We start from the raw sequence: 19,204 nt of genomic DNA on the forward strand, positions 1-19,204 counted from the left end.
GCCAACCTGCAGCAAACCTACGGGGTGCGTAGTGAGCGGGCCTGGTCAGGCAGAAGAGGACTCATTTCGCTGGCATTCGTCGCGGTGATCGGGCATAACCAAAGAAAGCGGCCCTATCACGTTTCTGACCGATCACTCCTCAGCTTGAAAGGACTGGCAGATGGAGTTCTTCGACGCGTCCACGCTCACGCCAGAAGAACGGCATTGGGAAAAGCCGGTCGAACCGATCACGCTTCCCAGTCCCTCGCTGTTCCTGGTGGTGATGTCGATCTTGATGATTGCTGGCTCGCTGATCCTCTCGACCATTTCGATCGTCGAGTTTCTGCTGTACCCGTCGCGAAGATTTCTGTTTCTCGCGATGCTGTCGGTCAGTTGGTTCGGATCGCTGGTCCTTCTGCAGTACATCGGCGTCTTCTTACGAAGCTGGGTCGCCAGTGCGATCGCGCTGGCGATGCTGGGCCTTCTAATGCTGGTGGGCTTAAACCTGGGACTTTTCACGCTCGTCTGGTCAAGCACGCAAACATGGCGAACTGCTCCGATCTTCGTGCTGGTCATTCCGTTGGCGCTCTTGTGCCTGGTGCAGCTTGACTGGACGCGGAGTCTGAGAAAGTGTTATCAACTGGGCGCCAAGGCGGAACTAAATCATCAGTTCTCGGCCTGGCACTTGTTGATCTTTGTGCTGCTGGTTGCCTTACAGATTGGCTTCGCGACGCACTATCACAAAGCGCGGGTCAAAGCGATCCGCGCTTCGATTCCATTGCCACCGTCGAATTACTTGCTGCCGTAACCATGCCAGGCCCAAACCAGCGTATCGGCCAGGGTCTGCTTGTAGACCTTCTGATCGCAGTGACGGGTCGCTTTGCTGAAGATAAAGCGATAGTCGTAACCCTTCGCCTTAAGCGCGGCGGCGGTGCGATAGTTGGCCATCACCCAGTTGTGATAGGTCTCTTCCGGGTCTTTGGCGCGATTATCGTTCTCGGAAACGTGGGTGAAGATTCGCAGCGGCTTCTTGTCGGCGTTCTCGATCAGCTTCATGTTCGAGTGGTATTCCCACGCTCCGAGCGGATAGTTTTTTTCTTCCGCGGCATCGTCATCCTGCTGGTCGACGAAGGTTCCGCTGTAGGTGATCAAGCGGCGGAACAAGTCAGGCCGAAACCATCCAGCCGTCAACGCTGCCGCGCCACCGGAACTGCATCCCATGATCGCCTTGCCCCAGGGGTCTTCGGTGATTGCGATGTGCGGGTAAGCCGCTTTGATCTGCGGATTGCTCAGCACGGCGGGCAAGACTTCGTCGTTGATGAAACGAGCGTGACGATCCGACATCGTATCGTACTCGAGACCACGCTGACTGCCGTAGCTGTCGTTGCCACCGTTCTGCACTGAAACGACGATGAACGGAGGAAGCTTGCGGTTGGGATCTTTCGAGATCGTCAGGTTATCCAGCGCGTTCCGCACCAGGTCCAAGCGGCTCGGGCCATCCAGCGTGACCAAGACCGGCGCCTTCGTTCCATCCTGATAGGCGGCTGGGACATAGACGAAAATCTTGCGCGCGGTGCGAACATCTTTTTTCGGATCAAGCGTCGCGTCTTTGCCGTTGAAGATCTTGCTTTCGGCCAGTGGCATCGAAAACTCGAACAGCTTTCCCTTCGGATTGCCTTGGTCGGTCAGATCGGGATCGACATGATAATCGGGGCCAATCACGAAATCGCCATTGGCCGTCGGGTCGGCCAGCGAAGGGGCCGGATCTTCCGCGGTAGCGGTCGAAACGAGAAGACAAGTCAAAAGCAGCAGTGCAGCACGAGCAGTCCAGCGACAAGACATGAGGAGGGATCCTGATTCGGAGTGAGGGGCTAGAAGGAAGGTGTGGGGATCTTTTCAGAATACACCAACGTCCGGCAAAAGTCTCTTACCGGAAGCGTTTCCAGCCAAGTTCATGCGGCGTCACCAGGCCGCTGCAGCTGATTTTCAAGCGGCGGCTATGTACCAAGAAGGGCAGGGCGGAGGGTCGCCTGCCTGGGGTGACATGTTTCTACAGCGTTGCGATTAGTAGCAACGCTTCAGGACGAATTCCGCCAGTTGACGCAGGGCACCGGTCGCATCGTTGTCGGGCCATTCGGCCAGCGAACCGAGAGCTGTCTCGACGTAGCGAATCGCCGTTTCACGGGCGTACGCAGCGCTGTCGAACTCTTCCAGCCAGGCCATGACCTGGGCAGCGTCTGGCGTTTCGGCTTGCAGCGCAGCCAGCATCTGCTTCTTAGTTTCTGGCGGGGCAACCTTCAACGCGTGAATGATCGGCAATGTTGGCTTGCGCTGGGCAAGGTCGGTGCCGAGTGTTTTGCCGGTGCGATCGGTGTCCCCTTCGATGTCGAGCAAATCGTCGACAATCTGGAATGCGATCCCGAGGCAACGACCGTACTCGGCGGCCTGCTTACTCGCATTTTCGGGAGCGTTGGCATAAAGGGTCCCCAGCTCGCATGCACATTGGCACAAGACGGCGGTCTTGGCTTCGATGATCGAGAGGTATTCTTCTTCGGCCAGGTCAAAGCGGCCCTTGGTGGTGATCTGGCGAAGTTCCCCTTCGCACACCACGTTGGTGGCCTGACCGATCTTCTGCGCGGCCAAGGTGGTCGGCAGGGTGCTGGCCAGATAAAAGGCGTGCGTGAAGAGGAAGTCACCGACGAGCACGCTTGATTCCGTACCCCAGCGGTGATGAATCGTTTCGAGGTGACGACGGGTATCGGCCCCGTCCAGCACATCGTCGTGAATCAATGTCGCGGTGTGAACCATCTCGAGCACGGCGCCCAGGGTATGATGGTCGGCCGACAGACCGCTCCAGGCCTGACCGCACAGCAGGACCAAGGCTGGCCGCAAACGCTTCCCACCGAGCAGATAACCGTACGAGACGATATCGCTCACGGCCGGAAACTTCGACGACATCTCACGCTTCAGAATCGCTTCGACCTCAGTCAAGTCGCTGCCGATCCCACCGTAGCAACGCATCAATGCATCGGCACTCGGAGCCGCCGGAGTTTGATTGGTAGCAGGATTCACGTTGATCTCGATTCGCTTTCTACTCGGCTTCTTGATCGGCTGATCGTTGGTAGGTGCCTGACTTGCCGCCTGACTTTTTCATCAGGCGAACATGCAGGATTTCCATCGATCGATCGATCGCCTTGCACATGTCGTATACGGTCAGGGCGGCAACGGAAGCAGCCGTCATCGCTTCCATCTCGACACCAGTTTTGGCGGTCACGCGGGCCACCGTGGTAATGCGAAGGATCGTAGGTTCGGTGAACTCAAACGATACTTCCACACTTTCCAGAGGAAGTCCGTGACAGAGGGGAATCAGCTCGTCGGTTCGCTTGGCAGCCATGATGCCGGCCAGGCGGGCGACTTGCAGCACTTCCCCTTTCTTATTTCGGCTCTCGCGAATGGCGTCAGCCGTAGCGGTTTCCATTTTCACACAAGCCTCGGCCACCGCTTCTCGCAGGGTTGCCTGCTTTTGCCCTACGTCGACCATGCGAGCCGCGCCAGAGCTATCGAGATGCGTGAATTCGGCCATTGGCCCCTCGAAACGTAAAACCGCGAATTCCTCCATGTTACGGCGATTTGGCCGTTTCCAGTAGGGGCGTTCTCGCGTTTTCCAGCACGACAAGCAACAACCTTCGGAAAGTCGTCCTCAACTGAGCTTTCGCCCCAGCAATCTGCCCCTCTGAGGAGCAAAACCGCACCACAGAGAATCGGCATAACTCGGTTTCGGCAAGCAGCGACCGAAAAAAGAAGCGAATGCCCGCAGACCATGGTCAGCAAAGGCTTCATCGCCAATCTCGCGGGAATGGCTCGCATTTCAGTTGGTGACATCCGTTCCCGATGAGCAACAGGGAGAAATACGCAAGCCAGAAAAGCACCGGAACACTTTTATAGCTTTCTCGCGGTTTTTCTTTTTACACCCCATTAGGCAACTACTACAACGAAAGCAGCACTAAAGCCACCTAAAGGGATGGGTTATTCCCTCGAGCAGATTTATTTTGCGGACCCCACTTGGGCTTCTCCCTTTCTTAGCCATAGCTGCTGACGATCTCGCCGATTGCCAACCCACTGCCACACGCCGCCTGACTCAGGCCGAGCTGTGCGCGTCTGTAGGCCCTGGAAGGGTCTCTTCCCGCGATCATTCACCTTTCCTATCGAGATTCGATCGTCTTATGAGAGCACGATTCTACGCCCTGGCGTTTTCTTGTTTGGTTTTCACTCTGGCTGGCTGCGGCGGCGACGGAATTCCTCGCGCCACCGTGAAAGGAACCGTCACTTACGACGGCATACCGATCGAAACCGGAGTGATCATGTTCATCCCGTCCGATGTCTCGCCCATCGCCTTGAAGATCACCGATGGCACCTACGACTCAGAATCGGACGTCAACGATCGCCGTGGTGCACCGATTGGCGACTGTCAGGTGCAGATCTTCGGCGACAAGCCTTCCGGCAAGATCGTGACCGACATCACCACCGGCCAGAAGGTCGAAGAGTTCATCCAGTTCATTCCACCGAAGTACAACATCAACTCGACTTTGACCGTCACGGTCGAGGCCGGGGATCAGAACATCGACTTCTCGCTCGACAAATAACACCTCGCCGACTCCGACTTACGCCCCTTCATCATTCCTTTCCTCAAGGAGCCGTATCATGTCGACTCGTACCAAGTCGCGACCGGGTTTCACACTGGTCGAACTGCTGGTGGTCATTGCGATCATCGGCGTGCTGATTGCCTTGCTGCTGCCGGCGGTTCAACAGGCCCGTGAAGCCGCTCGCCGGATGCAGTGTGCCAACAACCTGAAACAGATGGCGCTGGCCATGCACACCTATCACGATGCCTTCGGACGCTTTCCGATCGGGGCGTTGATTGTCGATGATGGGTCGCCGTGGTCTTCCAACCGTACGACCTGGCTGGCTCGGATTCTGCCGCAGATCGAACAAGTCGCGTTGCATGCCCAGGTAAACTACACCAACAACAGCTACGACACCTCGAACCCCGATATCGCCAAGATCGAAATCGCCGCGTATCGCTGCCCGAGTAGTGCCGACGATCCAAGGACAACCACGACCAAAGAAACGGCACCGACCGACTATGCCGCGTGCGTGGGGCATGCCTGGAACGTGGGTGGCAACGACATTAACAACCGAGGCTGGGGAGCCGTGATCGGGCCTCAGAAAGGAAAGGGGATCATGGCAGCCAACGGCGATATGCGTTTCGCCGATGTCACCGACGGCCTTTCCAACACGATGGCAATCGCCGAGATCTTGCACGGCAAGTGGTACTCGAACAACTCGACACGGCCGTCATGCATCTCGGGAACGCTGACCGAAGCGACCGACGAGCGCAACGGAGACTCGTGGTTGATCAGCAAGTACATCGACGTCTTCTTCAACACCCAGTACACGCCCAATCCGTTCAGCCCTGACTGCCAATACCAGGGCTTGTGGTTCAATGTTGCTGCCCGTAGTCAGCATCCCGGCGGCGTCCAGACGGCACTCGGAGATGGCTCGGTTCGCTTCATTGCCGAGACCATCGACTTGAACACCTGGCGTAACCTCAGCAACCGCGACGACGGCAACGTGCTGGGCCAGCTCTAATCCCACGGTTGTTGTTGGCTGGGCGCGCAGAGTACGTCCAGTCGGTGATTCAAGCGTGCCGGCAGCGCGCAAAAAAACGCCGCGACTTGCATCGCGGCGTTTTTTTAAGCTCGGATTGTGGTAACCCTCAAGGTATTGGTCGTTAAACCAATTCCTTCTTTGCACCGATCAAGGTTCGTAGTCGTTCAGCCAGCAGAGCCGCGTCAAACGGCTTCTTGAACGTCTCATTGATCGTGGAGCGATCGAAGCTCATAGAGCTTCCATCATCGGGCAACAAGGCGATCAGAATCGTTTCCGCGAAGTCCGGATTCCGACGCAGATTCTGGCAAATCTGCAATGCCTCGATACGTCCGATCGAGAAATCCACGATAATGCAGTCCGGGTGAAAACCTTCGGCTTGAATTCCCGCCTCAAAACCACTCGCGGCCACGCAGACCTTGAATGCTTTTTCGAGCGGAAGTTCGCGACGTAGATTTTCCACCAATACCTGGTCCTGAGCAACGATCAGCACCTTGGCCATGGCTTCGTCTTCCAAGTCGCCAAGGGGCATTCCGTGTTCCTTCAGGAACTTAATCAAATATTCCCGCGGGATGCGTCGGTCCTGGGATCCAGGAATACGATACCCCTTAAGGCGGCCCGAATCGAACCACTTACTGACAGTGCGGGGGGCCACTTTGCAGATCTTTGCGACCTGTCCTGTTGTGAAGACCTTCATCACAGGCTCTCCATTACTCTTTCGTTGAGTTGACCTCCACTGTGCTTCCGGTTCTGACGGAAACACGAAAATCGCCCCTCATCTCCGACTTGGACTCCTCTGGCGATCCCTCGCTCACGGCTATGGGAGAGTCGTCTGTCGTCAATGTCTGGGTCAGGGCGCTACAAACGCTGCTTCTCTTGTGGCTCGTACTCAGATCCTTCTGAACCGCGCCGTTCAAGCGGAAACCGGATCCACTACTCACGACTTAGTTCACAAGGAGCGTTCCGAAGAACAAACCTCATTCACCTCTCTCGCAGCGGTTCGGCGATGCGGTGACCAATGGGAGAATCCCAAACAGAACAACTGACGCAGGAGCGAGGTCACGCTCTGATGCGCAAGCTTCAGCTTGTTATAGATTCCCCCCTTGGCCGGCTAACTACCCACGCCAATTGCAACAAGTGCTGCAATCGGGAAGTGTGTAACAGGCCTTCCGAAGGTTAATTTCGAAGTTTCGGGGGTACTTTCTTTAGCATCTTTCCGATCTGTTTGGTGCGATCTTCAAATTCGCCACCAACGTCACGGCCAGATCTTGCAGATTGTTCCGGTTTTAACGGTATGTTCTGCCGCTAGCGGATTGTCCGTGCGCAAGGAATTATTTGCGACCGCCGAACAAAAGGCCACTGCCGGTTGTCGGTTTCGTACCACGGCATGCCGAACCGGCGGCACCGCGAAAACCGGCGACTTTGCCTGGACAGTTGCTTCCGATGAGCAGAGGCCAGAACGTTCTCAGGCAGGCATGACACTCATACGCCAAGCCATACCATCCGGTTCGACATCTTTGGTAAGGCTGCATATGGAACGAGCTAGCAGCGATTGGTATCGTGGGTGGCATGAACACCGATGAAGAATCAGAAAAAATTGCCGACGAGCCTGCTCCGGTTCAGCCCGATGCCTACCAGGTAACGGTGTCGCTCGCATTGATTGCTGTTCTGGCCTTGCAAATTGGCTTCTGCGCCAAGCTGGTCGCCAGCAATCCGTACTTCCTGGGAATTGGTGGCTTCGTGATCGCCATCGGAGGTGGGCTGCTTGTCACCCAATACATGGGCACGTTTCGACACTCGTCCGTTGCCACCATCGTCGCGATCGTCCTGGCAGCGCTGTTCGCGATTCGAGGTCTTCCGTTGCTGATCCTTCCGTTCAACCGGCAGTTCGCACCACTCGGGGATGTCGGGGCGATTCTGGGCATCTTGCAGTTAATCGCATCGACGCTGATTATCGTTTCATTAATGGTCAATCCGCGGTGGCTCTCCGTCTTGAAGAAGGCGCGCAAAGCGGGCGAACCAATCGGCCGGGTCAATGCGTTCACGCTGTACGAACTGTTGGGAATCACCGCCGTGCTGGCGTTAATGGCATTTCCGTTTGCCGGAGTTGGCGGCACTGTCCCTGACCTTCCGCCTGTCCAAGGAAGTGGGCTTTCGAACAGCGAGGTTCCCTTCGACACACCCATCGGGGCGACACAGATCCACTTCCTGAAACTTCCCAGCGGAGAGGTCGTTGCCGAGTGGATCGCCCACCCAGAAGACAACGAACAATGGGTGACGCAAATCGAACTCGATTCAGAGGCCCACGATTTCGACTACCAGCAGGCAGCCCCCGCCAGTTCGGTTTCGCTGGCACCAGAGTCATACGATCCACAATCCATTCTGCAAAACCAAAAGCTGCACGGAGCCAACGTCGTGCGTTGGACGCTGGATGGCTATCGCCACGAAGTGCAGTGGGTCCCGGACGATCCAGAGCAGCGGACCTACTATCACCGGGAAGCGATCGATTGACCAAATCCGCGACCGGTAAGCTTTCGCTTGCTAAGCTGGCGGCATGCAATCTCCACGCCCCAACGTTCTCGAAATCTCTTTTGCGATCGGCACCATTCTTGGGTCGCAGGGGTCATGCTGAGCGCGATCTACTCGAGCGGTCATTTGATTCACGATCGTCGCGAGTTAGCCACGCTCGTCCTTTGCAGCATTGTTGGGCCAGGCATGCTGGCTTGGCAGCAATATCGCTCGACCTTCCGCCAAAAAACCTCCGCCGCCCGCTTCTGTATGATCATGTCAGCACTGCTGCCGATCATCAGCCTTGCTACAAGCTGCGTTGGGCCATTTGGTATATTGATCGCCAATATTGCCCACTTTTTGGTGTTCGAGCACGACTCTCGCGTCGTTGAAGGTGCGATTCCAATTCTTGTGCTACTCGCCTTCGTCTGCGATATCACCTGGTTCGTATTGAATGCACAATGGTGGCAAAGCCTGAAAGCACGTGATGCAGCAGCCGATGCTGAAATCGGTCAGGCGTTCACGATCGTCGACGCGATCGCTTTGTTCGCCGGGATCTTGGTTGCTCTGGCATTCGCGATCCAAAGAGTTCAATTGCAGGTGTCATGAACGAAACCCAGCCCATTGCTCCCATTCCCTCAGCACCGAGGCCTGGCTTCGTTCAGGTATTGGCCGCGCTGATAACCATCGGCGCGGCGGCGGCTACGATCGGTATCATGCTGCCAGGGCTGATCTATTGGGAGGTTTGCTTTACGGCGGGCTCGGTGCTACTCATTCCGCCTGCCTTGTACTTCCTTTATCAACAATACCGCTCGACCTTTCGCCATGACTCTAGCGCAGCCGCGAGGATTCTGGCGATGTGCGTCGCCGCCGCTTCTCTGGTGCTGGTGGTCACGCAGCCGCTTGGCTTTGCGGAACTGGGATCAAGCCAATCGCCGCTTGTGGTCGTGGCCGTAGTGCTCGTGATCGATCTTGCCGTGCTGGTGGTGATTGTTTCGCATTGGCGTTGGTACCACCAGCTTCGAGCCGCGAACGCGGAAGGGTATTGGCCGGCCGCTTCAGGAAGTTTCAGCTTGAAAGAACTCCTATTGGCGTTTGGCGTGCTGGCCATTGTGCTGGGGATCGGCATCCCACTGACCAAGCCAAACGAAGGGATCCGAGTCGATCCGCAGCAAACGCCCCTGGGACTGCCCTCTGGTGCTAGGGAGGTGACGTACCGACGAACCTCGTACGCGATTCGGTATCAATGCCACCTCGATGAAGCGTCGTTCCTTGCCTGGCAGGCCGAACGCGACGACTGGGAATTCGAGCCCATCTCGCAAGCATCGCTTAAGTTTCTCTCGGAAGACCCGGCCACGCCGCTGGCGCTGGTCCCGCACATCGTCCAAAGCGGCTGGGTATACCATTGGCATGTCGAAGACCAAGGCCTTACCATCACCTACGACCGCGACGAGGAACGGCTGTTTTATTATTCTCATAGCCGGTAGGGGGTCGCCGCGGAATCGTTTGCCCGCCGAGCCCAGGGAATTGATTTCCAGGGGCTGCTTCAGTACAACGATGCCATTCCTCTTTTCGCGAGGCTAACGATGACCTGGCCGCAATTCCTCGTCACGATGGTTGGCAATTGGATTCGCCAAGCACTGCTTCTAGGCATGCTTGTACTTTTGGGTTGTGGAGAAAGTGGTATGTCGCAGCAAGATCCGATGGAAGAGTTTGTGCTCAGCACGCAAAGCCAGTCGAAGGCTCGTGCAGAAGCGGTCTTGTCTCTGCAAGGGAGCGAGGATGTCAGACATCTGCTCGAGCCGATCGATCTGCCCGACCTGGAAAGCAACCAGAATGAAGAGGCCGAGTACGCTCCGAACCCAGCCGTCGAATGGGTCATTGAAATCGAGTTCACCGAGCTCGAGCAAATCTCGGTAGCCCAGTTAAAGGAGATCATTGACGGAACGTTCGACCAAGAAGAAGGACGTCCCACGATCTTCGGCAAAGATGCCCAGACCAATCAATGGACCTACGCGATTGCCGCCGACGGACCGGAATCGGTCACCGCGGTTCAACTTGCCTGGGATTATTTCCAGGCCTGGAAAGGGCCCGAGTCGATCTGTAATGAACTCGGCTTCCAGAAACGCCTGGACGCGACCAGCGCCGTGTTGCAGGAACATTCCATCGCAGCCAACATCACGCCAAGCCGACTGCCAAAGGAAGCGTTTGCCCGGACTGAGGAGCTGGCCGAGCTGCCCGAAGAATACGACAAGTATTTCATCATTCAACTCCAGGCCCCAGAGGGAACGGTCTTCGAGGGACGCGACATCTGGGATGTGATGCACTGCTTGGGGCTGACCTGGGGCGACATGGACTGCTTCCACTGGGAGAATCCGAGCGGAATCGGCGACGACTATTTCTTCAGCGTCGAAAGCACCACGCCGCCAGGGTTCTTCCTGCCAGAGCAAATCGCTGCCGGCGAACTGCAAACGGAAGACCTAATCTTCTTGTTCAGCATTCCTCGCTCGGCCGCCCCGCTCGAGGTGATTTCACGAATGGACACGGCGGCCCACTATGCCCAGAAGCGACTTGGCGGAACGATTCATTACCAGGTGGGTGAAGACCGGATGTCTCTGGAAGATGCCACGAACGAGGTTCGCCAAATGGCAGACATCCTGACCGAGAATGGCTTTCAGCCAGGAAGCGACAGTGCCTTGCAACTGTTCTAGAACTGCCTGATCGCCAGGGCCCCAACTCGGAAGACTAGCGAACCTCATCAAACCATCGCACGAGCCTCTTCGGTTCGGGTGGTTCTAAGCGACCGAGACATCGCCGTCGCCCGTTTCGTTGACGTCGTCGAAGCGGACGCTCACCCGTTTCGAGATGCCTGATTCCTGCATCGTCACGCCATGCAGCGTGGTCGCAGCGGCCATGGTGGCCTTCGAGTGGCTGACGATCACGAAGCGGGTCCAATCGAGGAACCCGTTCAGCACGTCGACGAAACGGCCAATGTTCGCTTCGTCCAACGGACCGTCGACTTCGTCCAGAATACAGAACGGGCTCGGACGGAACTGGAAGATCGCCAGCAGCAACGTCACCGCCGTCAGGGCACGTTCACCACCGGAGAGCAGCGAGATGTTCAGAGAGCTCTTCCCAGGTGGAGTGGCGATCACGTCGATCCCCGCTTCCAGGATGTCGACCCCTTCTTCAATGATGATGTCGGCAGACCCACCACCAAACACGCGGCGGAACATGACCTGGAAGTTGCTGCGAACGGTCTCCAGCGTTTCTTCGAATAGCCGACGGCTGTCGACGTTGATCTTGCTGATGATGCGTTCGAGCGACTCTTTCGCTTCGGTCAGATCTTTTAACTGACCATCCAACTGCTCGAAACGTGTCTGAAACTCGTCCAGCTCTTGCAGGGCCTGCATGTTGACCGAACCGATGTTGCTGATCTTCCGGCGCAGATCGGCAATCTCTTCGTCGATGGCGGCTCGATCGCCGGGCAGTTCGACCGCTTCAAGATCGAGTTCTGTCTCTGAGATTTCAATCCCGTAGTCATCGCGGAGGCGTCGTTCGAGCGTGCCTCGCTCGTGCCGCAGGTCCGTGAAAGCCAGTTCTTTGCGGTGCAGCTGATCGTCGGCCGTGCGTTGTTTCTGCCGGGCATCGACCAGCTTGCTGGTATGCTCGGCCTTCTCTTTTTCCAGTTGCTTGCGAACCGAGCGTTCCGTCGCCAATGTTTCCTGCGATTCGTTCAGCTTCAGCATCGCCGAAGCGTACTCGCTGGTAGCTCGCAAGATTTCCAGCTGCTGATTCTCGATCTTCCTGCGGTTCTGTTCGATCGAACCATGGATCTCGTCGATCGCCTGCGTACGCTCGGCCAGGTTCTCTTGCAGACGCTGGCTGGTTGCCTCGTGCGATTCGACTTGCTGTTCGGCTCGGGCCAGCTCGACCTTCAAGCCGGTGATCTGGCTGCGACTATCGCTGAGGCTCGCTTCCAGTTCGCCCAGAATTTGTGTGAGTTGTTCGCTGTTGGTTTCCAACTCGGCAATGGTCTGACGGGTCGCAGCGAGTTCGACTTCCTGCTGTTCGAGCTGCTTCGAATCGTTCTCGACGCGGGTCTCGATCGTTTCGCGCTGCTCCAGGCGTTTCGACAGCTCCGAATCAGCATCGGCGATCCGCGATTCGAGCCGCTGCTTAACGAGGCGATGCTCCGTCAGCACCGACGACGCCTGCTGCTGCTGGCCGACCAGTTCTTCCAGTGAGTGACGCTGCTGCGACACTGTATTTTGCAAGTCGGTCAGCGAAGCGAGTTTCTTCTCGTGAGCGTCTTCCAACTTCTCGACTTCGTTCCGCAGAGCTCGCAGTTCACTACGTCGCGAGATGATACCACCCACGTTCGTCGTCGGGCCGGCATAAACGCGGCCGTCCGCTTCCAACATTTCGCCGTCGCGGGTCACAAACCGCAGCGGCTGCTGGTAACGCTTTCGCAGTTGCAAGGCACTGCGGGCATTGTCGACAAACCAGATCCCACCCAGCAGGAACGATGCAACCGGCTGAAACTCTTCTTCCGCTTCAACAAAGTCGAGGGCACTACCCAGCACTCCTGGCTCGTCGCGAAGGCCGTCTGGTTCTTCGTTTGTTTGAGCCGGCAGTGCCTGCAGATCGAGCAGACCGACACGGCCTGGGAAGATGACTTCGCGTTCGAGCACCTGTTGCAGCAGGTCGCCACTTTCCAGAAGCACCAACTGAGCCGAATCGGCCAGGGCGATTTCAATTAATCGGGCATATTCGACATCGACACGCACCACGTCCGCCACCAGGCCGATGACCGACTGAAACAGTGGCAAGCGTTCGACGCGGGCTCGGGAAAGGACTTCCTTGACGCCGGAGTTCACCCCTTCGCTGGTGCGTTCCAGTTCGTCGAGCACCGAGGCTCGTTCGGCAGCGACCGCGCGGCGACGCGACAACGCATCCAAGTCGGCCTGAATATCGGCCGCTTCTTGTTCTTTCTGCCGCAACAAACCCTTGGCGTCGGTGACGTCGGCCTGAGCGGTCGACAGGTGTTCGACCAAGCCACCTTCGTCTTCGGTCAGTTGCTCCAGTTCGCTGCGATGTTCTTCCAGGCGAACTTCGTCTCGTTCGATCGCCTTCTCGATGCCTTCCAACTGATTGCGATCCGACTCGATACGAGCCTTGACCGCGCCCAGGGCGTTGTCGAGCGTCGAAACGTGACGCAGCAGTTCCAGGTGTTGCTGACGATTAGCTTCGCCTTGTTCCCGCTTGGCTTCGATTTCGGTCTGAACTTCGAGCGTGGCTGCTTCCACGCTTTCCAGGTCGGCCGAGACCACGTCGCGCTGCGTACGCGATTTGGCCAGATGCTGCTTCGAGGCAGCCAGTTCGGTTGAAAGCGTCCGGAGCGAGGCAATGTTGCGAACGAGGTTCAGCGAAAGACTGCCTGACTCTTGCTCCAGATCGATCAGCAGACGGTACTGCATGCCGGAGGCAGAATGAATTGTCGCGAGCCGCTGAGACAGGCGGGCATGCTGTTCTTCCTTTTCGGCCAGGGCACTTTGCAGTTCAAAGAGCCGGGCCTCGGAGCCTTCCAGACCTGCCTCAGCCGTGGCGATGATCTCTTGGGCGCTCGCTTGCTGCTTGCGGAGATCTTCCAGCTCGCTTGAGTATTGATCGACACGAACCGAAAGGCTGTTCCAGTCCTGCATCCCGACGACGGTTCGCAGAAGCTGAAGCCGCTCGGTGTATTCGCGATATTTTTGAGCCTTGCCTGCCTGGGCTTTGATGCTGCGATAGCGCGAGCCGACTTCTTCGACAATGTCGGAGAGGCGAACCAGGTTTTGCTCGACACGTTCCAGACGCCGCTGGGTTTCGATCTTCTTCGCTTTGAAGCGGCTGATACCGGCTGCCTCTTCAAACACGGCGCGGCGATCGCGGGGCGAGGCCTGAAGCAGGGTATCGACTTTTCCCTGTTCGATAATACTGTAGGCGTCGGTGCCGATCCCGGTGCCGCGGCAAAGGTCTTTCACATCGCGGAGGCGGCACGGATGGCGATTGATCAGATACTCGCCTTCGCCACTACGAAAAACACGCCGGGTGACGTGGACTTCGGGGGCGTCGATCGGCAGAGTTCCCTCGGAGTTATCAAACACAATGGTCGCCTCGGCGGCGTTCATCGGTTTGCGTCCATGGGCGGCCGAGCCCTTGAAGATGACGTCGGCCATTTCTTTACCACGCAGGCTCTTGGCACTTTGTTCGCCAAGAACCCACTTGATGGCGTCGACAATGTTCGATTTGCCGGAACCATTGGGGCCGACAACCACCGTGATTCCCTCCGGGAATTCCAGGCGAGTCTTGTCGGCAAAACTCTTAAAGCCGTGAAGCTCTAAGGCTTTCAGCATGGTCGGCTCCGAACCGGCGACGGATTAATAGGACACCAAGGGTAAACATACCAGCGTCCTCTAATCGAACGTTGGGATCAAGGCGTCATCCCCGTCAGCGTAGGTCTTCACTTCTGTCGACTCTTCCGGTTGGGGGATTTCTTCCGACTGGGTGAAGTTCTCTGTGACCGATTCCTCGGTGCTATCCGTCGTTTCCAGTTCTTCGGTGCGGACGTACTTGCGGTCTGGGCGTGGCATGGCGTTCACTTCGACGCGAACGTTCAAATACCCCTCGTTTCGCAGGGCAAAGACCGTGCGGACGATTTCGCCGTAGCCACAGTCGATGGTAGCCAACGACTTGATCACGTCCTTCAGCTCGCTCGAGCAGTATTGCTCCAGTTCGCTGCCATCGGGCTGAAAGCGGACAATTCGGAGCTTACGATGCCCATCCGAGCGAATTGTCAGGCCTTCCGGACCAATATAAGCGACTTCCCCTTCCAAACGGACTTCGTTGCCGAAAATCACGATTTCGGGCCGATCCTTCAAACGGAAGTGGACCAGCGGAGTCGATGCGGATCGGACCAGGTGCATGTGAACGGCGTTCTCCAAGAGATCGCCAGCCACCGAAGGGAGCACGGCAGAACGCTTCTTCAACTGATCGAACGCCCCGTAACGAGCTTCCGCACTTTCAGCGTGCAGCAAGCCTTCCAAGCTATCGATCACGTCCAGGTCGTCAAACGAGCCCAACGCCACCAAAGCACGGAAACGGAAACCGTTGTGGGTTCGGGCCGCTTCGGTCAGAGGTTCAATACAAGCAGGATCGCTCAAAAACGCCAGCGATTCCGCGGAACAGAAGCGGACCAATTCGCTGTTCGACGACAGGCCCTTCTTAAGCGAAGGAATCCCTTCTTTGCCGACCGCTTCCAGCTTCAACGCACCGGCCTGGGCGGTTTCTTCCTGAAGCAGCTCTGCTTCACACTCGATGATATGACGGCGACGGAACTGAGTCCCTTGAACGATTGGGATAAAGCGAACCACTCGCATGTAGCGGTTAATATTGCCTTCGTACAGCGGATGGACGTCCAACGCGATGAACTTGTCGGTCTTCGGCGTGGCGACACCTTGCTTGCTGCCGTTGCGGTACATGTAAAAGCGGTTGTTGATCGCAGTACCAATATTGGCACTGGCGGCGATCGAGGCCTGGCCTTCAATCAAACCAAGCCCCAGCGGGCGTTCTTCTTCCATCACGGCGCCACCCAGGATGTAGCCGCGTGTCATGTTCGATTTACCGGAGTTGCCTTCGACAACGCTATCGAGCACGACGGGGCCCGACGCTTTGGCGACAACGTTACCGGTACGAGGTCGACCGCCGAGAAACGCCATTTCCGAGAGGCGAGTTTCCGGGGCGTAACCATGTTCGATGCTGACGGTGTCGGTTTCTGCCGGAGCGAGAATACGGACATCGATGGTGTCCCCTTTGCGAGCCCCAGGAGGAATCACGGCTTCCGCCATCACCAGCGCAGTGTTGGGATTCTTCATCCACATTTGCGGCTGATCGACTTCGCGAACGCGCATTTCGTTCAGCAGCAGATCGCGGGCAGGGGAGGGAGGTGGATCGCTACCGGTGCCACGAAGCCCGGTCAGCAGCGTAACCCCTTTCACCACGGCCGTGTTAAGACCGCCCGGAACGGTCAGATCGCCGACCATCCGAACTTTGTCCCACTCGTGGGAAGGTTGCTTTTCATCTACGTCTTTGCTGGTCCACGGGCTGATGCAACCTGCGGTGACCAATGATCCGCCGATCATCAGACTGAGAAGTAGATAACGTGCCGTATGAGAGCGTCCGTGCGGTGCCATTAGGTGCAGATCCGTCGATAAACCTACGGTTTGGCCTAGGGAATTCCTTTCCCGAAAGACCATATCGCCCGAGACCATAGAAGAAACTGATAGCACCGGTCAAGATCAGATTTTCAGGCGACCACCCGCAGAAGGCAGATCTCACCGGGGGACCTGCCGCCGCCTTGGACCGCTGCCAGGCTTGCAGCGGCCTCGTACAAGACGACATGGATGTTTACAGGCGACGAAGATGGAAGCCTCCATCAACGTTGATCCGTTGGCCGGTGCTGAACGGAAAATAGTCGGCACAGATGGCCGAAACCGCCTTGGCAACGTCTTCTGGCTGGCCCCATCGCTTGATCGGGCTCAGGCCATCGGCGATTTGCTGGTCGTATTTCTCTTTGACCGGGCCTGTCATGTCGGTGGCAATGACACCGGGGCAGACTTCAAAGACCTGGATCTTTTCGTCCCCCAGCCGATCGGCGAACAAATTGGTCATCATCGCCAGGCCCGCCTTGGCAATGCAGTAATCGGCCCGGTTGGGGCTACTGGCATAGGCCGAAAGGGAGGACAGATTAATAATCTTCCCCCCGGCAATGATGCCTTGCTCGATCTGGCCGAGCATGCTGTTGGCGGCGGCCTGAGAAAGGAAGAACGGGCCTTTCAGGTTGGTACCGAGCACCAGGTCCCAGTTCTCGGGCGTTGCTTCCAACAGGTCGAGTCTGCCTGGCGAGGTGATACCGGCGTTATTGACCAGAACGTCCAGCCGCTGCCATTTGGCCAACGTCTGCTCGAGCAGTTGGGCCCGACCTTCCGGCGAAGCGACACTCGCTTGAACGGCAATGGCCGCGCCGCCGGCCGCTTCAATCTGGGCGACCACTTCGTTGGCGGCATCAGGGCTCGAATTGTAATTGACCGTGACGCAAAAACCGTCGGCCGCCAGTTGCTGAGCGATCGCTCGACCGATTCCTCGCGAGCTACCGGTAACGATGGCAACAGGATTCGACATGAGAAAGGACTCGTCAAAGATTGGATTACGAAGGCGCATAAAAAAACGGGGCGAGGATTCATCGTAGAATCTCTCGCCCCGTCGGTGGAGGCGACCTCTGGAGCAAATGACCCAAGCTCCAGAGGTCTGACCGGAAGCCCTCTGTGAAGCACTTGCCAAGACGGCCGACCCAGTAGCCGTATATTCTTGACAAGTATGAGCTTCAGCCCAGGAGGGGGGGCAGGCAGTTCCCGCAAACTACCAACGACAAAGGACTTCCGATGTCCGTTTCCTGTAACCTGTCGCCACTTTGTGTCAGCGACGGGGGAGTAAATACGAAATCCCCTGGTCCGTGTCACGACCGATTTCTAAAAAATTTTTCGCCAGCTAAGCATTGGCGAATTGGTCCATTTAGCCCCGAATTGGCAAACCGCTACCCGCGGACTGGCGAACCGGCGCTGGGAATCGAAATTCGGACTAGGTACCATGGCGCCCGGTCCTACTCGTTATCGAAGTGAAAACCGCTAGAAGATACGTTCGTTATGCCAGCCCATCGTTCCGCCCAAACTCTCGTCTTTGCGCTCGCCCTCGGTGTGGCCACAACTGCATTGGCAGCCGAGCCCACCGAGCAGATGCGGCGATGGGGGCAGTTGTTTCGGCCAGCCAGTGTTCCTTCAATCGTCGGGAAGGGCTGGATCGAGTTCGAGACCGGGCCTGACGACTATGGTCTCACCCATCGCGGCTGGCGGATGGACGATGATGCCGAACAGCTTCAGATCTTGACCTGGGAAGGGGAACTCCAGCGGTTTCGCAAACCGAAGCCAGGCGTCACGCGACCGGAAGTTGAAAAGGTCGAACGTGATCCGAATGGAAAAATCGTGAGCCTGAAGATTCGCCACGACCAAGATCCTGGTTTCATGACGGCGTGGGATATCGAAGAGTGCGACTTCACCGAGATGTGCGAGCATCAACTTAAAGGTTGGCCACCGGCCATCGACGTTTCGTTTCTGAACCGGGCGGATCAGTTTGCCTACGACAAGAAGGACGCCATACGAAGCCTGGTTGATAGTGCCAAGTACGCGGCCTACGCCTTCGATCTGGGCGAAATCGAAGTGGCCAACCAGTTGCACAAATTAGCCCGCGATCAGCACAAAGCCTACATCGAAAAGTATCGCGAAGCCGAGCAGGATCTCGATCAATTCTTAGTCGAGCATCAAGCCCGAGAGTTGCGAACGAGCGCCATTCGCCGTGGCTGCGCGGGGATTTCACGAGGCGAACTGCTCGCGTTATGGCAGCAGATTCTGTCGCTTCCCAAGAACAAGCTACAGCCGGAAGCGGACCAGATGGCGACCAGCTATCAGCGTTTGATCGAAGAAGATATCGACTGGGAAGAACCCCGGGGCGATGAAATTGAGTCGATGCCGGTCGATCAACAGGTTGCCTATTGGATGCATCACTTGCGAGATCACAACGCTCGCCAACAAACCGAGCCTGGCATGTGCAATGTCTTGCTGGTGCCCACCGTGCCGGAAGGAGAAACGGCTCCACCCAACCCGGCGGACGAACTTCGCAAGCTGGGCACCGCCGCGATTCCGGTTTTGATCGAGCATATGGACGACACGCGTCCCACACGTTGCTTCGGCTATTGGCGGATCGCTTCGGACGACGATATCCACCTGCTGACTTACGGCGATTGCTGCGTGCAGATCTTCGAGGCCATCGCGAACAAACGGATCTATCGCCGAAAGACCACCACCAGCTATCCCAGCACCGACGGTCAGGCCGCCGATTGCAAGGCGAAAGCTGCCGCCTGGTGGCAAGAGCAGCAACCTTAATCGGACATTTTCTC

15 protein-coding genes are annotated in these 19,204 nt (G+C 57.2%); 8 read left to right on the forward strand and 7 right to left on the reverse strand.

Translation table 11 applies throughout. The features are described from left to right. The first annotated feature begins 160 nt into the window (after positions 1 to 160). On the forward strand, positions 161 to 787 hold the full coding sequence (locus tag ABD890_RS24640) for a hypothetical protein (RefSeq protein WP_345095617.1): 627 nt from the start codon (positions 161 to 163) through the stop codon (positions 785 to 787). Here the strand turns inward: ABD890_RS24640 and ABD890_RS24645 are convergent. The 3 genes from ABD890_RS24645 to moaC form a co-directional block, all read right to left on the reverse strand. Then, positions 772 to 1,821 carry an alpha/beta hydrolase gene (locus tag ABD890_RS24645; protein WP_345095618.1) on the reverse strand — a complete coding sequence of 350 codons (1,050 nt, stop codon included), beginning with the start codon at positions 1,819 to 1,821 and terminating at the stop codon, positions 772 to 774. The genes ABD890_RS24640 and ABD890_RS24645 overlap by 16 nt on opposite strands. A 222-nt stretch (positions 1,822 to 2,043) precedes the next feature. After that, positions 2,044 to 3,051 (reverse strand): polyprenyl synthetase family protein, encoded by a 1,008-nt coding sequence (locus ABD890_RS24650; RefSeq protein ID WP_345095620.1) that lies wholly within the window; start codon positions 3,049 to 3,051, stop codon positions 2,044 to 2,046. A gap of 19 nt (positions 3,052 to 3,070) precedes the next feature. Beyond that, complete coding sequence (gene moaC / locus ABD890_RS24655) at positions 3,071 to 3,562, reverse strand: cyclic pyranopterin monophosphate synthase MoaC (protein ID WP_345095621.1); 492 nt, start codon at positions 3,560 to 3,562, stop codon at positions 3,071 to 3,073. A gap of 640 nt (positions 3,563 to 4,202) precedes the next feature. Between moaC and ABD890_RS24660 the strand changes: the two genes are divergently transcribed. Beyond that, positions 4,203 to 4,622 (forward strand): hypothetical protein, encoded by a 420-nt coding sequence (locus tag ABD890_RS24660; RefSeq protein ID WP_345095623.1) that lies wholly within the window; start codon positions 4,203 to 4,205, stop codon positions 4,620 to 4,622. Between the two features lie 58 nt (positions 4,623 to 4,680). Beyond that, positions 4,681 to 5,628 carry a DUF1559 family PulG-like putative transporter gene (locus ABD890_RS24665; protein WP_345095625.1) on the forward strand — a complete coding sequence of 316 codons (948 nt, stop codon included), beginning with the start codon at positions 4,681 to 4,683 and terminating at the stop codon, positions 5,626 to 5,628. 142 nt (positions 5,629 to 5,770) lie between these two features. On the opposite strand, the gene ABD890_RS24670 is transcribed toward ABD890_RS24665, so the two are convergent. After that, positions 5,771 to 6,343 (reverse strand): helix-turn-helix domain-containing protein, encoded by a 573-nt coding sequence (locus ABD890_RS24670; protein ID WP_105353146.1) that lies wholly within the window; start codon positions 6,341 to 6,343, stop codon positions 5,771 to 5,773. An 872-nt stretch (positions 6,344 to 7,215) separates the two neighbouring features. Here ABD890_RS24670 and ABD890_RS24675 point away from each other — a divergent pair. From ABD890_RS24675 to ABD890_RS24690, 4 genes are all read left to right on the forward strand, one after another. Next, complete coding sequence (locus ABD890_RS24675; protein ID WP_345095635.1) at positions 7,216 to 8,157, forward strand: hypothetical protein; 942 nt, start codon at positions 7,216 to 7,218, stop codon at positions 8,155 to 8,157. A 114-nt stretch (positions 8,158 to 8,271) separates the two neighbouring features. Continuing rightward, positions 8,272 to 8,763 (forward strand): hypothetical protein, encoded by a 492-nt coding sequence (locus ABD890_RS24680; RefSeq protein WP_345095637.1) that lies wholly within the window; start codon positions 8,272 to 8,274, stop codon positions 8,761 to 8,763. Then, positions 8,760 to 9,641: a hypothetical protein gene (locus ABD890_RS24685; protein WP_345095639.1), complete on the forward strand. Its 882-nt coding sequence runs from the start codon at positions 8,760 to 8,762 to the stop codon at positions 9,639 to 9,641. The genes ABD890_RS24680 and ABD890_RS24685 overlap by 4 nt, the downstream gene beginning before the upstream one ends. A 99-nt stretch (positions 9,642 to 9,740) precedes the next feature. Further along, positions 9,741 to 10,865 (forward strand): cell division protein ZipA C-terminal FtsZ-binding domain-containing protein, encoded by a 1,125-nt coding sequence (locus ABD890_RS24690; RefSeq protein WP_345095642.1) that lies wholly within the window; start codon positions 9,741 to 9,743, stop codon positions 10,863 to 10,865. Between the two features lie 84 nt (positions 10,866 to 10,949). Here ABD890_RS24690 and smc read toward each other — a convergent pair whose 3' ends face one another. The 3 genes from smc to ABD890_RS24705 all read right to left on the reverse strand — a co-directional run bounded on the left by smc (position 10,950) and on the right by ABD890_RS24705 (position 17,376). After that, complete coding sequence (smc, locus tag ABD890_RS24695) at positions 10,950 to 14,552, reverse strand: chromosome segregation protein SMC (RefSeq protein ID WP_345095644.1); 3,603 nt, start codon at positions 14,550 to 14,552, stop codon at positions 10,950 to 10,952. 60 nt (positions 14,553 to 14,612) lie between these two features. After that, complete coding sequence (locus ABD890_RS24700) at positions 14,613 to 16,388, reverse strand: flagellar basal body P-ring protein FlgI (protein ID WP_345095646.1); 1,776 nt, start codon at positions 16,386 to 16,388, stop codon at positions 14,613 to 14,615. Positions 16,389 to 16,602: 214 nt separating this feature from the next. Beyond that, complete coding sequence (locus ABD890_RS24705; RefSeq protein WP_345095648.1) at positions 16,603 to 17,376, reverse strand: 3-ketoacyl-ACP reductase; 774 nt, start codon at positions 17,374 to 17,376, stop codon at positions 16,603 to 16,605. A 521-nt stretch (positions 17,377 to 17,897) separates the two neighbouring features. Between ABD890_RS24705 and ABD890_RS24710 the strand changes: the two genes are divergently transcribed. Continuing rightward, complete coding sequence (locus tag ABD890_RS24710) at positions 17,898 to 19,190, forward strand: hypothetical protein (protein WP_345095650.1); 1,293 nt, start codon at positions 17,898 to 17,900, stop codon at positions 19,188 to 19,190. The last annotated feature ends 14 nt before the right edge of the window (positions 19,191 to 19,204 follow it).

Origin of the sequence: Bremerella cremea (genome assembly GCF_039541315.1) — a bacterium.
GTDB lineage: Bacteria > Planctomycetota > Planctomycetia > Pirellulales > Pirellulaceae > Bremerella > Bremerella cremea.